Consider the following 13468-nt stretch of genomic DNA (forward strand, 5'->3'; position numbering starts at 1 on the left):
ATTTTATGGAAGCTCATTATTTAATTCGGTGATATATGTCCTATTTGACGATTTTTTTGAAATTTTCCCGCAAAAAAAATGCCCTGAATCAGGACATTTTCATTTCTATCGTGTACATCATCCAAAAACCGATATCTTCAAACCCGATGCGTTTATAGATGGCGCCTGCAGCCGGATTATCACAGAGTTCTTTATGCTCCGAAAGAAGCTGGCGGCAGAGTTTGACCATGCATTGGGTGGCATAGCCTTTCTTTTTATAATTATGATCTGTTGCGACGCCGACGACCATAGCAGAGAGAGAATTTTCAGCTGCAGTTGAAGCGGTGCTGACCATTTTTCCCTCCTCTGTAATAAAAAAGGAACGGGATGAGCCATCTTTTAGACCCCTGCGTTTTCGTTCAACAGTAATGGCTGAATCGCTGAATTCAGGAATACTGTTCAGAAGCTCCACCAGCTGTTCAGCATCTTCAGGTCCAGCCTGGCAGACTGCTGATGCATCAATACCTTCGTCCGTTAATTCCACGCACTTTGCATAATAAGTTTCCCGTTTTCTTTTTATGCGATTTGAAAGATAAGGTTCAATTTTTGCAGTTACAGCTTTTAGGCCAGACATCATCCCAAGGTTTTTGTCACCGAGCATGATCTCCGCAAACCCCCTGGCATTAAAATCTCCTGCTGAAAAGGGGATGTAATTTTCTTCATATTTTAATAAAACTGCTATTAAATTTCCGCTTTCATTGAACTCCCCCCACACCTTTTGGAATTCCTGCTCATAGCCGTATGCTTCAATATCTCCAATAATGAACAGATTCTCTGCCGGCTGCTGTTTTAAAAAGCTGAAGCAAATTTCATCGTCTTGTTCAGTTAGCTTTCTGATCACTTTCAATTCCCCTTATGTGATTTAATTCCCTTCCTATCAAACTTGCTGATACCGGTGTTAGATTCATCTCTCTTGCCCATACAGACAGCTGGCCGATATGATGGATTTCATGGGCAATGACATGATTCAGGATATCTCCCTTTTTATATTGCCTCTCCATCCATGGCGGTGTAACAAACTCATTGTATGAAACTGGCCATTCCGCATGAAAAAAGCTTTCTAATTCCCTGCGGTATTCTTCAGAAAGAGCCATTACTTTTTCCAATTCATCATAGTCAGAAAACAGCGGGTCTGTCACTTCCTTGCCCTGTATCACACAAATCCAGCTGTATTCTACATCCACGATATGAAAAAGGGTTTCCAGAATGCCCCCAACTCCTCCAGTCCGATTGGCATTCAGCTCTTCGGCTGAGAGCTGGCGGCACCATTCAAACCACTCATCGCGCACTTGCCAGTTATAGCGAAATAATGTCAGCATATCCTCTTACCTCCTTGTCCAGATACCTATGGAATTTCGTCAGGAAATGGGAATTTCCTGCAAATTTCTTTTTCCGCCGCATAATTACTTCCTATGTATTTAATCCTAAAGGAAGCGGCAACAGAAGAAAGGGGATTGTATGTGAAGAAGAACTTAATGGTTTTCTATATATCGGCAGGCATATTATTATTGCTTGTTTTATTCGGTGTTTTTGTCCCGGATTCGCTGGAGACTGTTACAGCGAATATTCAAGCTTTTATTACCGATAAATTCGGCTGGTATTATTTAATTCTTGTATCATTTATTGTCATTGTTTGTTTATATTTTTTAATAAGCCCTTTAGGAAGAATTAAGCTGGGGAAGCAGGATGATAAACCGGAATTTTCCCGCCCAACGTGGTTTGCGATGCTATTTAGTGCGGGCATGGGGATCGGGCTGGTTTTCTGGGGCGCAGCAGAGCCGATTTATCACTATGCGGTCGGATCCCCAACCGGCGGTCCAGTAGGGACTGACGACGCCATTAAGAATGCCATGAGATATACTTACTTCCATTGGGGCATCCATGCCTGGGCGATTTATGGTATTGTGGCACTTGTGCTGGCTTACTTTAATTTCCGCCACGGGGAACCTGGTTTAATCAGCGCCACCTTAAAGCCCATACTTGGCGACCGGACACAGGGTATAACCGGAAAAGTCATAGATATCCTTTCAGTCGTGGCCACTGTAATTGGTGTGGCAACGACACTTGGCTTTGGGGCAGTGCAGATTAACGGAGGATTATCTTATCTATATGGCCTTCCTGTTAATTTCACGATACAGTTTGTGATAGTTGTAATCGTTACAATCCTGTTTATCCTCTCAGCCCTGTCCGGCCTGGGAAAAGGAATCAAAATTTTGAGCAATGCCAATATGCTTCTGGCAGCGGCTTTATTTCTTTTAACTTTCTTTCTTGGACCGTCATTATTTATTCTGAACCTGTTCACCAATACGCTTGGCAGCTATCTTCAATACTTGCCGGGCATGAGCCTCAGGATTGCCCCATTGGATCCAGAGGTCAGGGAATGGATTAATAGCTGGACGATTTTTTACTGGGCCTGGTGGATTGCCTGGGCTCCTTTCGTTGGCATTTTCATTGCCCGTGTTTCAAAAGGGAGAACGATCCGGGAATTTGTCTTTGGGGTGCTGCTTATCCCCTCGGTTATTGGCTTCATATGGTTTTCCACATTTGGGGGAACGGCGATTATCCAAGAGCATCAGGGTACAGCGAAAATCTCGGAATTGGCTACTGAGGAAGCACTGTTTGGCGTATTCTCCAGCCTTCCAATGGGAACGGTGCTGTCGATTATAGCGATTTTGCTCATTTGTACATTCTTTATTACCTCTGCCGACTCAGGCACATATGTCTTAGGAATGATGACGACAAATGGGTCGCACCACCCAGGCAATAAAATTAAGCTGATCTGGGGAATTATGCTTGCTGCCATTTCATTGGTCCTGCTTTATTCCGGCGGACTGCAAGCGCTGCAGAACACAATGATTGCAGCAGCTCTTCCTTTTTCCGTTATCATGGCTTTAATGACCTTCAGTCTGATCAAGGCTCTGCAGAAAGAAGCGAAGGAGCTGGGGATAGGAAGAATTCCGAAGAGGAAGGCTTAATAGAAAACCTGCAGATTAAGGGTCTGCAGGTTTTCCTAATGTTTATTTTACCGGGATCCAGATCTCTGAATAATAATCCGGACTGGATGCATCCCCGGCAGAATAGACTTCCAGCTCCGGTGCAGCAGCATGTTCATAACCGCTGGATGGAAACCATTCCGAGAAGATTTTTTTCCAGGCGTTTTGCATGGCATGAGGCATGGCGCCATGAACTTCGAACACCGCCCATTTGGAGGCCGGGACTTCCAGGCACTCGAAGCTGTCAGGCTTATCGCCTTTGAAGCTTGCCCCGATCCAGTAATCCATGCTGTCAGGCTTCGTGCTGCGTTTATCGACACATACGCCGAGAACCCCTTTAATTTCTCCATTATTCAGCATAAATAATTTGTCATCTGTTCCGTTACTATTTACTTCATCCCACATTTTCGGGATGCCGGCCAGATTCTCTTCATTGCACAATGAGAACTCCCTTTTGATTCCTGCTACTTGAAAAGCTTCTTTTTCGACAATTGCATATTGCATTGGTTCTGCCCCTTTCAGACTCACCTGGATCACCAGGCGGTTATATGATTTCAGCTTTCCGGAAAAATTTCTTGCTTCAGTCGGGGTCATGCCATGCTGCCTGCGGAAAGCCTTAGTAAAAGCTTCGGGAGTGTCATACCCGTATTTATAGGCAAGATCAATCACTTTGCGCTCTGTTCGGACCAGGTCCTGTGCGGCGAGGGTTAATCTCCTTCCCCGGATATATTCGCCGACCGGCATATCTGTCAAAATGGCGAACGTGCGCTGAAAATGAAATACGGAGGAGTTCGCTGCCTCCGCAGCTTTCCCGATGGAAAGATCCTCTTCCAGCAGGTGCTCCTCTATATAATCAATCGCCTTCTGCAGCGATACGATCCATGACATTACTGATCACCCCCTTGAATATATCCTACCTTTTTTCTCTTTTTGGCTTCCTGTCATTTTTTGCTTTGTTTTGGCAGGTTTGTTATTAAAGAATTCTTATTTTAGGCGGGGAATACCTGCATATTCGGGAATTTTGATGCGGATGCTGGCGGGCCGGGAAAGAATCAGGAAAATACCGGCCGAAATGGGGGATTTACCGGCCTATTATGCCTTTTTACCGGTCAAGTTTAGGCAAATTCCGGCCAAACTGGATCATTTACCGACCAAAAGGAATAGGCATCCTGCCTTGAAAGTTTTAACGGCCATTTTTCCGATTTTATCGGCCAAAAATGAAGGTTTAACGGCCGAATTTGAAAATTTTACGGCCAAACAGTCGGTATTCCGTTTATCGGCCGATTCATCAGCTATATCGGTCAGTCCTTAATCTATCAAGGAATCAGAAAAAAAGCCAGCCGCCCGATAACGGGCAGCTGGCTTCGATGGCATCTTATATGGCACGTCCCCAATGACGGTGCATGGCAATGCTATTAATTAAATTCTCACTGGAGGAAGCATCGCCGTTTTTGATTTCGACGATTCCCATTTCCGATAGGGTTTGGGATTGCCCCAGCGTGTTCATTGCTTCTGCAGGCAGCAGCTCGGCTCCTTCGCCGCCAAACGCAATGGTTTTGAAATGCTTGTAGGCTTCGCTGACGAATTCCCTGGCCTGCGGCACCATTTTCAGAGCTTCGGCACTTTCTTTTCCGCCGGCGATATAGATGGCGTCATACATAACGGAGTGAGAGGTCAGGAATGTTTTCATTACTTCCAGTTCTCCGCCGTCCCCTTTGATCATGCCCAGGTTTTTGCTGACAATCTCCGGCATAATCCCAGCTGCTTTCAAGGCTTCCATTACGCTTTTGACTTCAATATAGCTGAAGCCATTATCAGCAAGAATGGCGACTTTTCGGGTCTTAGGTGATTTGGCTGTGTTCATTTGGCTTAATGCTGGTGAAGAGAGCGTCACTTTGGATTCATTCGCAGCATCCGGCACTTTTGCGCCAACTCCGAGGGCAATTTGCTCAGCCAGGAAGCTATCTACGTTGCTGAACATGTCTACAACCTGCTGCTTCACATCCTTGTTCTGCACCTTGCCAACTTCAAAACGGAACGCCTCGATCATATGCTGCTTCTCCACTTCAGACATGCTGTTCCAGAACATTTTTGCCTGGCTGTAATGGTCCTTGAAGCTGTCGCTGCGCTCGCGCACCTTGCGTCCTTCGACTTTTTCCTGGTAATGAACATAGCCGCCCTCTTCTGCTGTGGCAGGGCTTGGATCATTATTCTGCATCGAGTTTTTATGATAAGCAACCGGCCCTTTATTAATCGTCATGCGATGGTAGCCGTCATACTGATTATTATGGAACGGGCAAACCGGACGGTTGATCGGGAGCTCGTGGAAGTTCGGACCGCCAAGGCGGATCAGCTGGGTGTCTGTATAAGAAAATAGGCGTCCCTGCAGCAGCGGATCATTTGAAAAATCAATGCCAGGTACGACATGGCCCGGGTGGAAGGCAGCCTGTTCTGTTTCAGCAAATACATTATCCTGGTTGCGGTTCAGGGTCATTTTCCCGATGATCTTAACCGGGACCATTTCCTCCGGCCACAGCTTTGTTGCATCCAAAATATCAAAATCAAAGGAAAATTCATCTTCCTCATCAATCATCTGAACTCCGAGCTCAAATTCAGGGTAGTCACCCATTTCGATGGCTTCCCAAAGATCACGGCGGTGGAAATCCGGATCCTTTCCGGCAAGTTTTTGTGCTTCGTCAAAAACAAGGGAATGCGTGCCCAGAACAGGCTTCCAGTGAAATTTCACAAAGCGTGCCTTGCCTTGTTCGTTCACAAATCGGAACGTGTGAACGCCAAAGCCCTCCATCATTCGGAAACTGCGCGGAATGGCACGGTCTGACATCGTCCACATGATCATATGCGCTGTTTCAGTATTATTGGCGGCAAAATCCCAGAAGGTATCATGGGCCGTTGAGGCCTGCGGCATTTCGTTATGCGGCTCCGGCTTGAATGAATGAACGAGATCCGGGAATTTGATGGCATCCTGAATGAAAAACACCGGAATATTATTGCCGACTAAGTCGTAGTTGCCCTCTTCTGTATAAAACTTCGTTGCAAAGCCGCGGGCATCACGTACAGAGTCTGCCGAGCCGCGGGAGCCGGCAACAGTCGAGAAGCGAACAAAGACCGGGGTTTTGACAGATGGATCCTGCAGAAACTTTGCCCGGGTATATTCTGCCATGGGTTCATACACCTGGAAGTAGCCATGTGCGCCAAAACCGCGGGCATGGACAACCCGTTCAGGGATGCGCTCATGGTCAAAGTGCGTCATTTTTTCCCTGAAGTGAAAGTCCTCCATCAAGGTCGGGCCCCGGGAACCAGCTTTTAACGAATGCTCATCCTCCGAAACCTTGACTCCCTGGTTTGTCGTAAGCTTCTTGCCTGTGTTATCCATGCGAAACTCCTCAAGCTGCTTGTCCTTGCTGTGCTCATTTACGCCTTTGTTTTGCGGATCTTGTTTCAAATGTTCTTCCTCCTTATATAAAGAAGCAATTGCTTCTGGGGTACGATGTTAACTATGTATCTATAGGTTGAATACCCCAGAATGAAGGCGGTAAACGGCAAAATAAAAGAAAGCAGCGGAAAACTGCTTTCTCTCAGGCTTGTGGGCTAATCTCAGTTTTAGGCTGATCCGCGTCTCTCAGCAGCTGGATAAAGGTCCTTTTTTGCAGATGATACAGGATTAGCACCAGAATACTGCCGCCGCATGCAGCCATCAGGATCCAGACAGGCATTTTTTCAAGCAGGAAGCCAAAAATGATAAAGCCCAGTGGTGTCATGGCACTTGCTCCTGTTTCAAGGAGTGACATGACCCTGCCCCGATAGGCATCAGGCGTGCTTTTTTGCAGTAGAACCATTACTGGAATGTTGATTACCATGATAACTGAAGATAGCAGCAGGACCATACCTATTAAAAAAGGAAACATGATGCTGTTTGAAATGCCCATTAGGCCAGGAAAATTCGGGAGGCCAAGCAGAGCAATGATAAGGGACATGGCCATTACGCCCCCAAAAATGGTAACTTCTTTCCTCTTTACCTCGGGACGGGCAGATAGAACGACCGACATGATCAGCATCCCGACGGAAAAAGCCCCTTCAATGATGCCCAGCTGGAGTGAGCTCATATCCCGCACAGTCAGTACCAGATAAGGCATGGCAACGGGAAAAACCGCAAACCAAAAATTCAGCCAGATGCTAATGATAATGAGATTTTTTATAAACGGCTGATTTTTCACATATGAAACACCCATTTTCAGATCGTAGATCATCCCCTTTTCTTCTGGTCTTTCTTTTTTCTCTGCAAATAGATTGTATTGAATAAGTAAACTTGTGATGCCGGAGACTGTGAAGGCGATGATGTTGATAAGCATGAAGACTGATAGATGAAAGATGCCAAAGAAGACGCCCCCAAGAACGGGTCCCAGGATGGCGGATGATGAAGCTGCGGCCTGATTGAGTGACATCGCTTTTTGCAGTGTATCAGGACCGACCATGTTGTAAATCGCTGAAGTGACTGCCGCTGAATAAAAGGTATTCAAAATGCTTAGAACGGCTGTGGCTGTGTAGAGAAGCCAGATTTCCTGTGTGGCAAAAAGGTACAGCAGCAAAATGGCAAGCAGCCAGACGGCACAGGCAAAATCGGAAATAATGATGATTTTTTTGCGGTCCCACCTGTCACTGAGCGCGCCCGCAACAGGGAAAAGCAGGATTCTTGGCAGCGCACTAAGAATGAGGGTTATGGCAAAGTTCAGGCTGGACCCTGTTTCTGCAAGGATATATAAGCCAATGGCAAAGCCGTAAACGGAGGAACCGAGCACCGCTGTTAATTTCCCTGCCAGAAACAGTGTTATATTTCTTTTAATCTGTGCTTCCATCTATTCTTCCTCCTCGGAATGAAGCAATTTGAAGCTGCAGGAGATTTCATATGGATTGCGATTTATAGCTCCCTTGACGCTCTTTTCCATGTATTTAACCATCAGATCATACAAATCGTCCTGAAATCCCTTTAGTTCTTCCTCTGTGAGGGAGATGCTTATTCCCATGGAGCTGCTTTCTCCTTTTTCCTGTCCAATTTCTCCTTTCAAGTTGAATTGCGTCGCTCTTGACCGGTAATACTTTTCGATAATTCCCCTGTTTTCTTTCGTTTCCTCAATCTCGAGTATTCCGCCTTTATACAGCTGCTGAATATGGTAATGAATGCTTCCCGCAGACTTCCCAAGCTCTTCGGCAACCTGTTTGGCTGTCATGGCATTTTTGGCGAGGAGATAAATAATTTTAATCCTTAACGGGCTGGATATCAGCTTCTGCTGTTCCAGATTGATCTCCATCGTTTTCTTGATTAAATCCAAAGTGGATTCACCCTTTCTAATTCATTCATTTATTTATTCTAATTTTATTATACGTTCTAAAAATTTAGAATGATACATTTTTTTAAATAAACATCAAAGACATATCCTACAGGGATAAAATTCTTTTTGGCAAACCATTTTTCACTCGCGTTGAAATATTAATCTTTACCCCCGACAATTTCGTATTTTCTGACAATATTATATAAAAAAAGCAAATGAGTATTGTCATAAATAGTAAAACAATATAGAATTTTCTTATAACCTCACAAAGAGGCAGGTGAAACGGTGGAAATCACAAAGCATTTTTTCTTTAATCTATCGCTCTTAATCGTCATCTTGTTTATTGTGCTGGTATGGTCGGAAAAAAGCTCTAAATTCAGGTTTTCCAAAGGCTGTTCTTTTTTATGGCTTTTGTTTATGATCTGGATATGCTTTCAGTTTTCCTATCAGCCAAGCCCGCATTACTTTTTTGATTTACGATTGATACCTGTCATCATCGGCGGTTTATATGCGGGAATCGGTCCCGCATTAGCCGGGACTGTGATTTTGATGAGAAGTTTTTATGGAATAGAACCTGGGTTTTATTCTAATATTCTTTTATATTTGCCCCTCGGGATTATTCTTTGGAGGCTCTATCCCTGGTTTTGGAAGCAGGTGCCGCGAAAAAGGATTCGCCTTTCGGTTATCATTACTCTGATTTTAAGTGTGCTGACTGTTGTGGTAATGGAATTATCGGTGCCGCCTCAGAATCGGTTTGATGCCTGGTTTGCCTATCTGGTGATTCCGCCATTGGGTGTCTTCATGATTTCGTATGTTTTTGAGTTTGCCAAAAGAAATCTGGATATCCGTGAAAATCTCGTCCGTGCAGAAAAACTTGAAGCTGTCGAGCAAATGGGAGCAGCCATCTCACATGAAATCCGCAATCCCCTGACGGCTGCAATCGGATTTGTGCAGCTATTGCAGGAGCAGCGGCTGCCACCGCGAAAAAGGGCTGAGTATTTGGGCATCGTGAAAGCCGAATTGGAATCGGCGGAGCAGGTCATTCAAAATTATTTAACCTTTTCCAAGCCATCCTTAGATAAGATCGAAGAAATCAATGTAAAAAAAGAACTAATACAAGTCATGAATATATTAAAACCGACCGCCAACCAGAATTCCGTAGAGATCAATGCCCATTTTGCCCTCCTCGGATCGATTAAAGGAGATCGGCAGAAATTCCACCAATGCTTTCTGAATGTAATTAAAAATTCCATCGAGGCCATGCCGCGCGGCGGGCAATTATACATAGAAACGCACTATAGCAGCAGCCAGATCACCATCGAAATAAAAGACACCGGTGTCGGCATGACGTCCGATCAGCTTCAGCGTTTAGGCGAACCCTACTATTCCACCAAAGGCTCTAAAGGGACCGGCCTCGGAATGATGGTCGTGTTCAGTATTGTAAGGGCCATGGATGGCAATGTTCGCGTCAAAAGCGAAGTCGGTAAAGGCACCGTTTTCAGCTTTACTTTTCCGAACTTTAAGTCGGAGTTACATAATGAATAAAAAAAACAGCAGCGGCGGCCTGCTGTTTTTTTACTGGCTTAACATGATTTTATCTGCTTCACCTCAAGATGCTTCGTGCAGTTATACAGCTCACAGTCCCACTGACTTTCTTTGATCAAAAGCTTTGTGATGGATGTGTTTTTCAGCGGGGATGACAGATCTGTGTGCGGGACCAGTTCTCTTAACAGATGGCGGATGAAGGAGCCGTGGCTTACGATCAGCACGTTTTCGCCCGGGTGCTTACCCGTCACTTCCTGGAGGAACTCAAGTCCTCTATTAATAATACTGTCTTTCGGCTCAAAACCGAGGTCCATTTCACGCCAGCCTGTGCCCCATTTTTTAATACGCTCCGCTTCGGTTGTGCCTTCAATCATCCCTCCGCCGACTTCTCTTATTCGGGGATCGAGGTGAAGGGAAATGGAACCGATTTTCTCCTGGATGGCTTCCGCAGTCTGCTTTGCCCTTATGAGATTGCTAGAGTAGATTACATCCCAGCTTTCTGCGGCAAGCCTTTCTGCCAGGCGTTCTGCCTCAGCCAATCCTTCTTCATGGAGGGGAATATCCGAGCTCCCCTGTGCCCGTCCCTCCTTATTCCAGGCTGTAATTCCGTGCCTGATCAAACCGATATTTGTCATCTATAACATCTCCTTTCTTTACACTTGATTGTTATTCTATTAAAATACTCGATCTCCTTTTTAAAGTTGTGAAGGATGCAAACAGGCTCGTCAACTGCCGAACCAGAAATATCCGCTCAGAACTAAAAAGCTGATCAAAAAGATAAAGCTCTTGTGCTTTCGTACATGTTTTCCGGCGGGTTTTCTTACTCCGCCGAAAAAGAAATAAGAAGACCCGGCAGCAAAGACCAAATAGGCAGCTGTTTTAAGAAACAATTCCATAAAACCCCCCTATTATAAAAAAAAGAGCGGTGCTTTCCGCTCCTGAAGCTAATCTACTTTTCTTATGCTTGTGAAAGGATACCAGACAAATTCGCTGACGCCGATTATCCGGTCCTTCTCAATAAATCCGAGTCCATTTCGGCTGTCAAGGCTGACAAGGCGGTTGTCGCCCATCACAAAATAGTGATCTTCCGGGACAGTGAGGGGGCCGAAGTCACCGGTCAATTTGTTGACAATTCCTTCTGCTGCTTCGCGATTTTCTGAGAGATAGTCTTCATCCCATTGCTTGCCGTTTATATACAGATGGTCATCTTTCATTTCCAGTTCATCACCGGGAAATCCTATTAATCTTTTAACATAGTTTTTTTCTTCGCCCTTGATGATGACAATATCGCCTCTGTCCAGTTCTTCAAATTTATTTACGAAGATTTTTTCCTCATCATGGAGAGTTGGATCCATGGAGGCTCCTTCCACATAATAAGGTGAAAAAAGGAAGACCCTGATCACCATTGCGATTCCAAAGGCAATCAGAAGGGATTTCAGCCAGCTCGCTATTTCATGCTTATTCAATGTGTATCACCAAAGCTTTCTGCACCCATATACCGATCTTTGATCAAGGTGCGGTGATGAAGTTCATGGCCGGCAATGATATAGGCAATGGCCCGGGCCGTTACTTCGGTGCCGTTAGCATTCCCGCTCCTTAGCAGTGCCTCATCATCCAGGCTTTTTAGTAAGGCAATCGTATTTTGACGGGCATGGGACAGCTGCTCTAAAAGTTCCTTGATGCTGAAGCGGTTGAATTGCCCAGTCTTCACATACTCATTATCATCATAGCCCGGCAGCTTCGCCTTCTCCCCTCTGCCAATGCAAAGCAGGCGGTAGCTCATGATGCGTTCGGTATCTGTGATATGGCCGATAACTTCTTTAACAGTCCATTTTTCCGGAGCATAACGGAAATGAGCCTGATCTTCATTCAGGTCTTTTACCAGATTCGTCGTTTCCTTTATTTGCCCATCGAGGATCTGCAGCAGGTCCCCTTCCGGTACGGAGCTGACATAGTTCTCATAATAGGGTGCATACTCATTGGATTCAGGTTTCTTTAACATCGCGTTCCCTCCCATTCTATTACCTTATTTTACTAAATTTCTATTTACAGAGCCAATATTAGGTTTGAAAAAGCTCGCCCCGGACTGCTTTTATATACCGTTCAGCTGACCGCTGCACTGCAAGGTCTGCCTCTTTTTCTATAACTCTGTGAAACGCGTTGTAAATCCGGTCAAATGATAGCGGTTTTATCCTGCAGGCCATTCTTTCTACCGTTTCAGCCGGAAGCGGGATGAGATTCGGGTAGCTGTACATGAAGCTGACCCACCCACTGTCTGCGACAACCTGAATGATGTCGCCGGTGAGCATGATGCCCTTGCCTTCATTCCCATTTTCCCAATGAAGGACAGCACCGCCTTTAAAATGGCCGCCAAGGCGGTGGATGACCAGGCCATCTTGAAGTTTGAGCGATTCTCCGCTCCAGAAAATAATGTGTTCACTGTCCCTCATCACCCATTCCCTGTCGTCTTCATGTATATAGATCGGCACATTGAATGTATCCGCCCATTCCGCCTGTGCTGAATAATAATGAGGATGGGATAACGCGATCGCGTCCATTCCGCCTAGTTCTTTTATCGTTTCAATCGTGTGCTCATCGAGATAGGTAATGCAGTCCCACATCAGATTAAAGCCATTATTTTGAACGAGATAGGCTGTCTGGCCAATGGCAAACTCCGGAGCTGTTTTCAAGCTGTAAAGATTGGATTCCTCCTGCTTTATTTCATTTGTATAAATTTGGCTTTCGGTCATTTCATGCAATGTTGTCCATTCCTGGCCGCGGGGTCCAACGTACTGGCGCTCTTCCATGCAGATCGGGCAGCTTTCAGGCTGATGGACCGATGGCGGAAATTGCGTTCCGCACGTTTTGCATATATATTTTTCCATAAGAGTTGCCTCCGTTTCTAATACTGGTTACATTAACCATTTTAATGCTGGAACCGTTATGCTAAATCGCCGTTCCGGCTGAAAATGGCTACAACTTTAGACTGAAGACTTATACTTTAATCCTAATGTAAATACCTCAAAGTCCAGCTTTTCGTAATAGCCCGCTTTCTCTTCCTCTGCAAGCAATTGTAAATGCAGCCGGGCCATCGAGCACTCTGCTGCCAGCCTTCGCACCATTTCCTTGCCGATGCCCTGGCTGCGATAATCTGGATCAACGATTAATCCGCAAAGATAGGCATTAATCAGACCGTCTGAAATAATGCGTCCTGTCCCGATCAGGCACTTTCCATCATAGGCACTGATCACAAGCCAGCTCTGCTCCATCGCCTTAAGCAGTTTTTCTTTGGGCAGCTTCAAAAATTCATTCCAGCCGTCATTTTCATATAACTGAAATAATTGATTCTTATCCGGTATGGCAAATTCATATTTGATCATAAAAAAACTCCTTAACAATGGAATGCTAATCCTATTCTGGCTTAAGGCGGAAAAATCCTCTTCCTTTAACGGTTATGCACCTTGGATGCACAAGATTCTTCCTATTACACTGCGCTGCACAATACAAGGTTCTTCTTTATGAAACTTTTTTGTCTGCCGGCCG

Annotated in this window: 15 protein-coding genes; 3 read left to right on the forward strand and 12 right to left on the reverse strand. The window is 45.2% G+C overall.

Features of this window, described 5'->3' with window-relative positions; translation table 11 throughout:
• Nucleotides 1–88 precede the first annotated feature (88 nt).
• Nucleotides 89–880: a GNAT family N-acetyltransferase gene (locus QUF73_12715; GenBank protein ID MDM5227068.1), complete on the reverse strand. Its 792-nt coding sequence runs from the start codon at nucleotides 878–880 to the stop codon at nucleotides 89–91.
• Nucleotides 861–1358 carry a DinB family protein gene (locus QUF73_12720; protein ID MDM5227069.1) on the reverse strand — a complete coding sequence of 166 codons (498 nt, stop codon included), beginning with the start codon at nucleotides 1356–1358 and terminating at the stop codon, nucleotides 861–863. The genes QUF73_12715 and QUF73_12720 overlap by 20 nt, the downstream gene beginning before the upstream one ends.
• A 141-nt stretch (nucleotides 1359–1499) precedes the next feature.
• Between QUF73_12720 and QUF73_12725 the strand changes: the two genes are divergently transcribed.
• Nucleotides 1500–3014, forward strand: a complete 1515-nt coding sequence (locus tag QUF73_12725; GenBank protein ID MDM5227070.1) for a BCCT family transporter — start codon at nucleotides 1500–1502, stop codon at nucleotides 3012–3014.
• A gap of 42 nt (nucleotides 3015–3056) precedes the next feature.
• Here QUF73_12725 and QUF73_12730 read toward each other — a convergent pair whose 3' ends face one another.
• Entirely contained in the window at nucleotides 3057–3920 is an 864-nt protein-coding gene (locus QUF73_12730; protein MDM5227071.1) for an AraC family transcriptional regulator, read from the reverse strand.
• A 136-nt stretch (nucleotides 3921–4056) separates the two neighbouring features.
• Between QUF73_12730 and QUF73_12735 the strand changes: the two genes are divergently transcribed.
• A complete protein-coding gene (locus QUF73_12735; protein ID MDM5227072.1) occupies nucleotides 4057–4344 on the forward strand; it encodes a hypothetical protein in 288 nt (95 codons plus the stop codon).
• 63 nt (nucleotides 4345–4407) lie between these two features.
• Here QUF73_12735 and QUF73_12740 read toward each other — a convergent pair whose 3' ends face one another.
• The 3 genes from QUF73_12740 to QUF73_12750 all read right to left on the reverse strand — a co-directional run bounded on the left by QUF73_12740 (nucleotide 4408) and on the right by QUF73_12750 (nucleotide 8380).
• The gene (locus QUF73_12740) at nucleotides 4408–6495 is read right to left on the reverse strand and encodes a catalase (GenBank protein ID MDM5227073.1); all 2088 of its coding nucleotides are present in this window, start codon (nucleotides 6493–6495) and stop codon (nucleotides 4408–4410) included.
• A 133-nt stretch (nucleotides 6496–6628) separates the two neighbouring features.
• The gene (locus QUF73_12745) at nucleotides 6629–7906 is read right to left on the reverse strand and encodes an MFS transporter (GenBank protein MDM5227074.1); all 1278 of its coding nucleotides are present in this window, start codon (nucleotides 7904–7906) and stop codon (nucleotides 6629–6631) included.
• Nucleotides 7907–8380, reverse strand: a complete 474-nt coding sequence (locus tag QUF73_12750; protein MDM5227075.1) for a winged helix-turn-helix domain-containing protein — start codon at nucleotides 8378–8380, stop codon at nucleotides 7907–7909.
• A gap of 285 nt (nucleotides 8381–8665) precedes the next feature.
• Here QUF73_12750 and QUF73_12755 point away from each other — a divergent pair, with 285 nt between their 5' ends.
• Nucleotides 8666–9925: a HAMP domain-containing sensor histidine kinase gene (locus QUF73_12755; GenBank protein MDM5227076.1), complete on the forward strand. Its 1260-nt coding sequence runs from the start codon at nucleotides 8666–8668 to the stop codon at nucleotides 9923–9925.
• 38 nt (nucleotides 9926–9963) lie between these two features.
• Here QUF73_12755 and QUF73_12760 read toward each other — a convergent pair whose 3' ends face one another.
• From QUF73_12760 to QUF73_12785, 6 genes are all read right to left on the reverse strand, one after another.
• Entirely contained in the window at nucleotides 9964–10560 is a 597-nt protein-coding gene (locus QUF73_12760) for a histidine phosphatase family protein (protein MDM5227077.1), read from the reverse strand.
• A 90-nt stretch (nucleotides 10561–10650) separates the two neighbouring features.
• A complete protein-coding gene (locus QUF73_12765) occupies nucleotides 10651–10821 on the reverse strand; it encodes a hypothetical protein (GenBank protein ID MDM5227078.1) in 171 nt (56 codons plus the stop codon).
• Nucleotides 10822–10869: 48 nt separating this feature from the next.
• The gene (gene lepB, locus QUF73_12770) at nucleotides 10870–11391 is read right to left on the reverse strand and encodes a signal peptidase I (GenBank protein ID MDM5227079.1); all 522 of its coding nucleotides are present in this window, start codon (nucleotides 11389–11391) and stop codon (nucleotides 10870–10872) included.
• Nucleotides 11388–11927, reverse strand: a complete 540-nt coding sequence (locus tag QUF73_12775; protein ID MDM5227080.1) for a DinB family protein — start codon at nucleotides 11925–11927, stop codon at nucleotides 11388–11390. The genes lepB and QUF73_12775 overlap by 4 nt, the downstream gene beginning before the upstream one ends.
• A 58-nt stretch (nucleotides 11928–11985) precedes the next feature.
• Entirely contained in the window at nucleotides 11986–12810 is an 825-nt protein-coding gene (locus QUF73_12780) for a hypothetical protein (protein MDM5227081.1), read from the reverse strand.
• Between the two features lie 96 nt (nucleotides 12811–12906).
• A complete protein-coding gene (locus tag QUF73_12785; protein ID MDM5227082.1) occupies nucleotides 12907–13305 on the reverse strand; it encodes a GNAT family N-acetyltransferase in 399 nt (132 codons plus the stop codon).
• Between the last annotated feature and the right edge of the window lie 163 nt (nucleotides 13306–13468).

The organism is Cytobacillus sp. NJ13, from assembly GCA_030348385.1.
Taxonomy (GTDB): Bacteria; Bacillota; Bacilli; order Bacillales; family Cytobacillaceae; genus Cytobacillus.

What these genes read in the sequence shown, in the direction of transcription:
- QUF73_12720 (MDM5227069.1), bottom strand. Translation starts at nt 1,358, where the DNA reads ATGCTGACATTATTTCGCTATAACTGGCAAGTGCGCGATGAGTGGTTT.
- QUF73_12730 (MDM5227071.1), bottom strand. Translation starts at nt 3,920, where the DNA reads ATGTCATGGATCGTATCGCTGCAGAAGGCGATTGATTATATAGAGGAG.
- QUF73_12735 (MDM5227072.1), top strand. Translation starts at nt 4,057, where the DNA reads ATGCGGATGCTGGCGGGCCGGGAAAGAATCAGGAAAATACCGGCCGAA.
- QUF73_12745 (MDM5227074.1), bottom strand. Translation starts at nt 7,906, where the DNA reads ATGGAAGCACAGATTAAAAGAAATATAACACTGTTTCTGGCAGGGAAA.
- QUF73_12760 (MDM5227077.1), bottom strand. Translation starts at nt 10,560, where the DNA reads ATGACAAATATCGGTTTGATCAGGCACGGAATTACAGCCTGGAATAAG.
- QUF73_12765 (MDM5227078.1), bottom strand. Translation starts at nt 10,821, where the DNA reads ATGGAATTGTTTCTTAAAACAGCTGCCTATTTGGTCTTTGCTGCCGGG.
- QUF73_12775 (MDM5227080.1), bottom strand. Translation starts at nt 11,927, where the DNA reads ATGTTAAAGAAACCTGAATCCAATGAGTATGCACCCTATTATGAGAAC.
- QUF73_12780 (MDM5227081.1), bottom strand. Translation starts at nt 12,810, where the DNA reads ATGGAAAAATATATATGCAAAACGTGCGGAACGCAATTTCCGCCATCG.
- QUF73_12785 (MDM5227082.1), bottom strand. Translation starts at nt 13,305, where the DNA reads ATGATCAAATATGAATTTGCCATACCGGATAAGAATCAATTATTTCAG.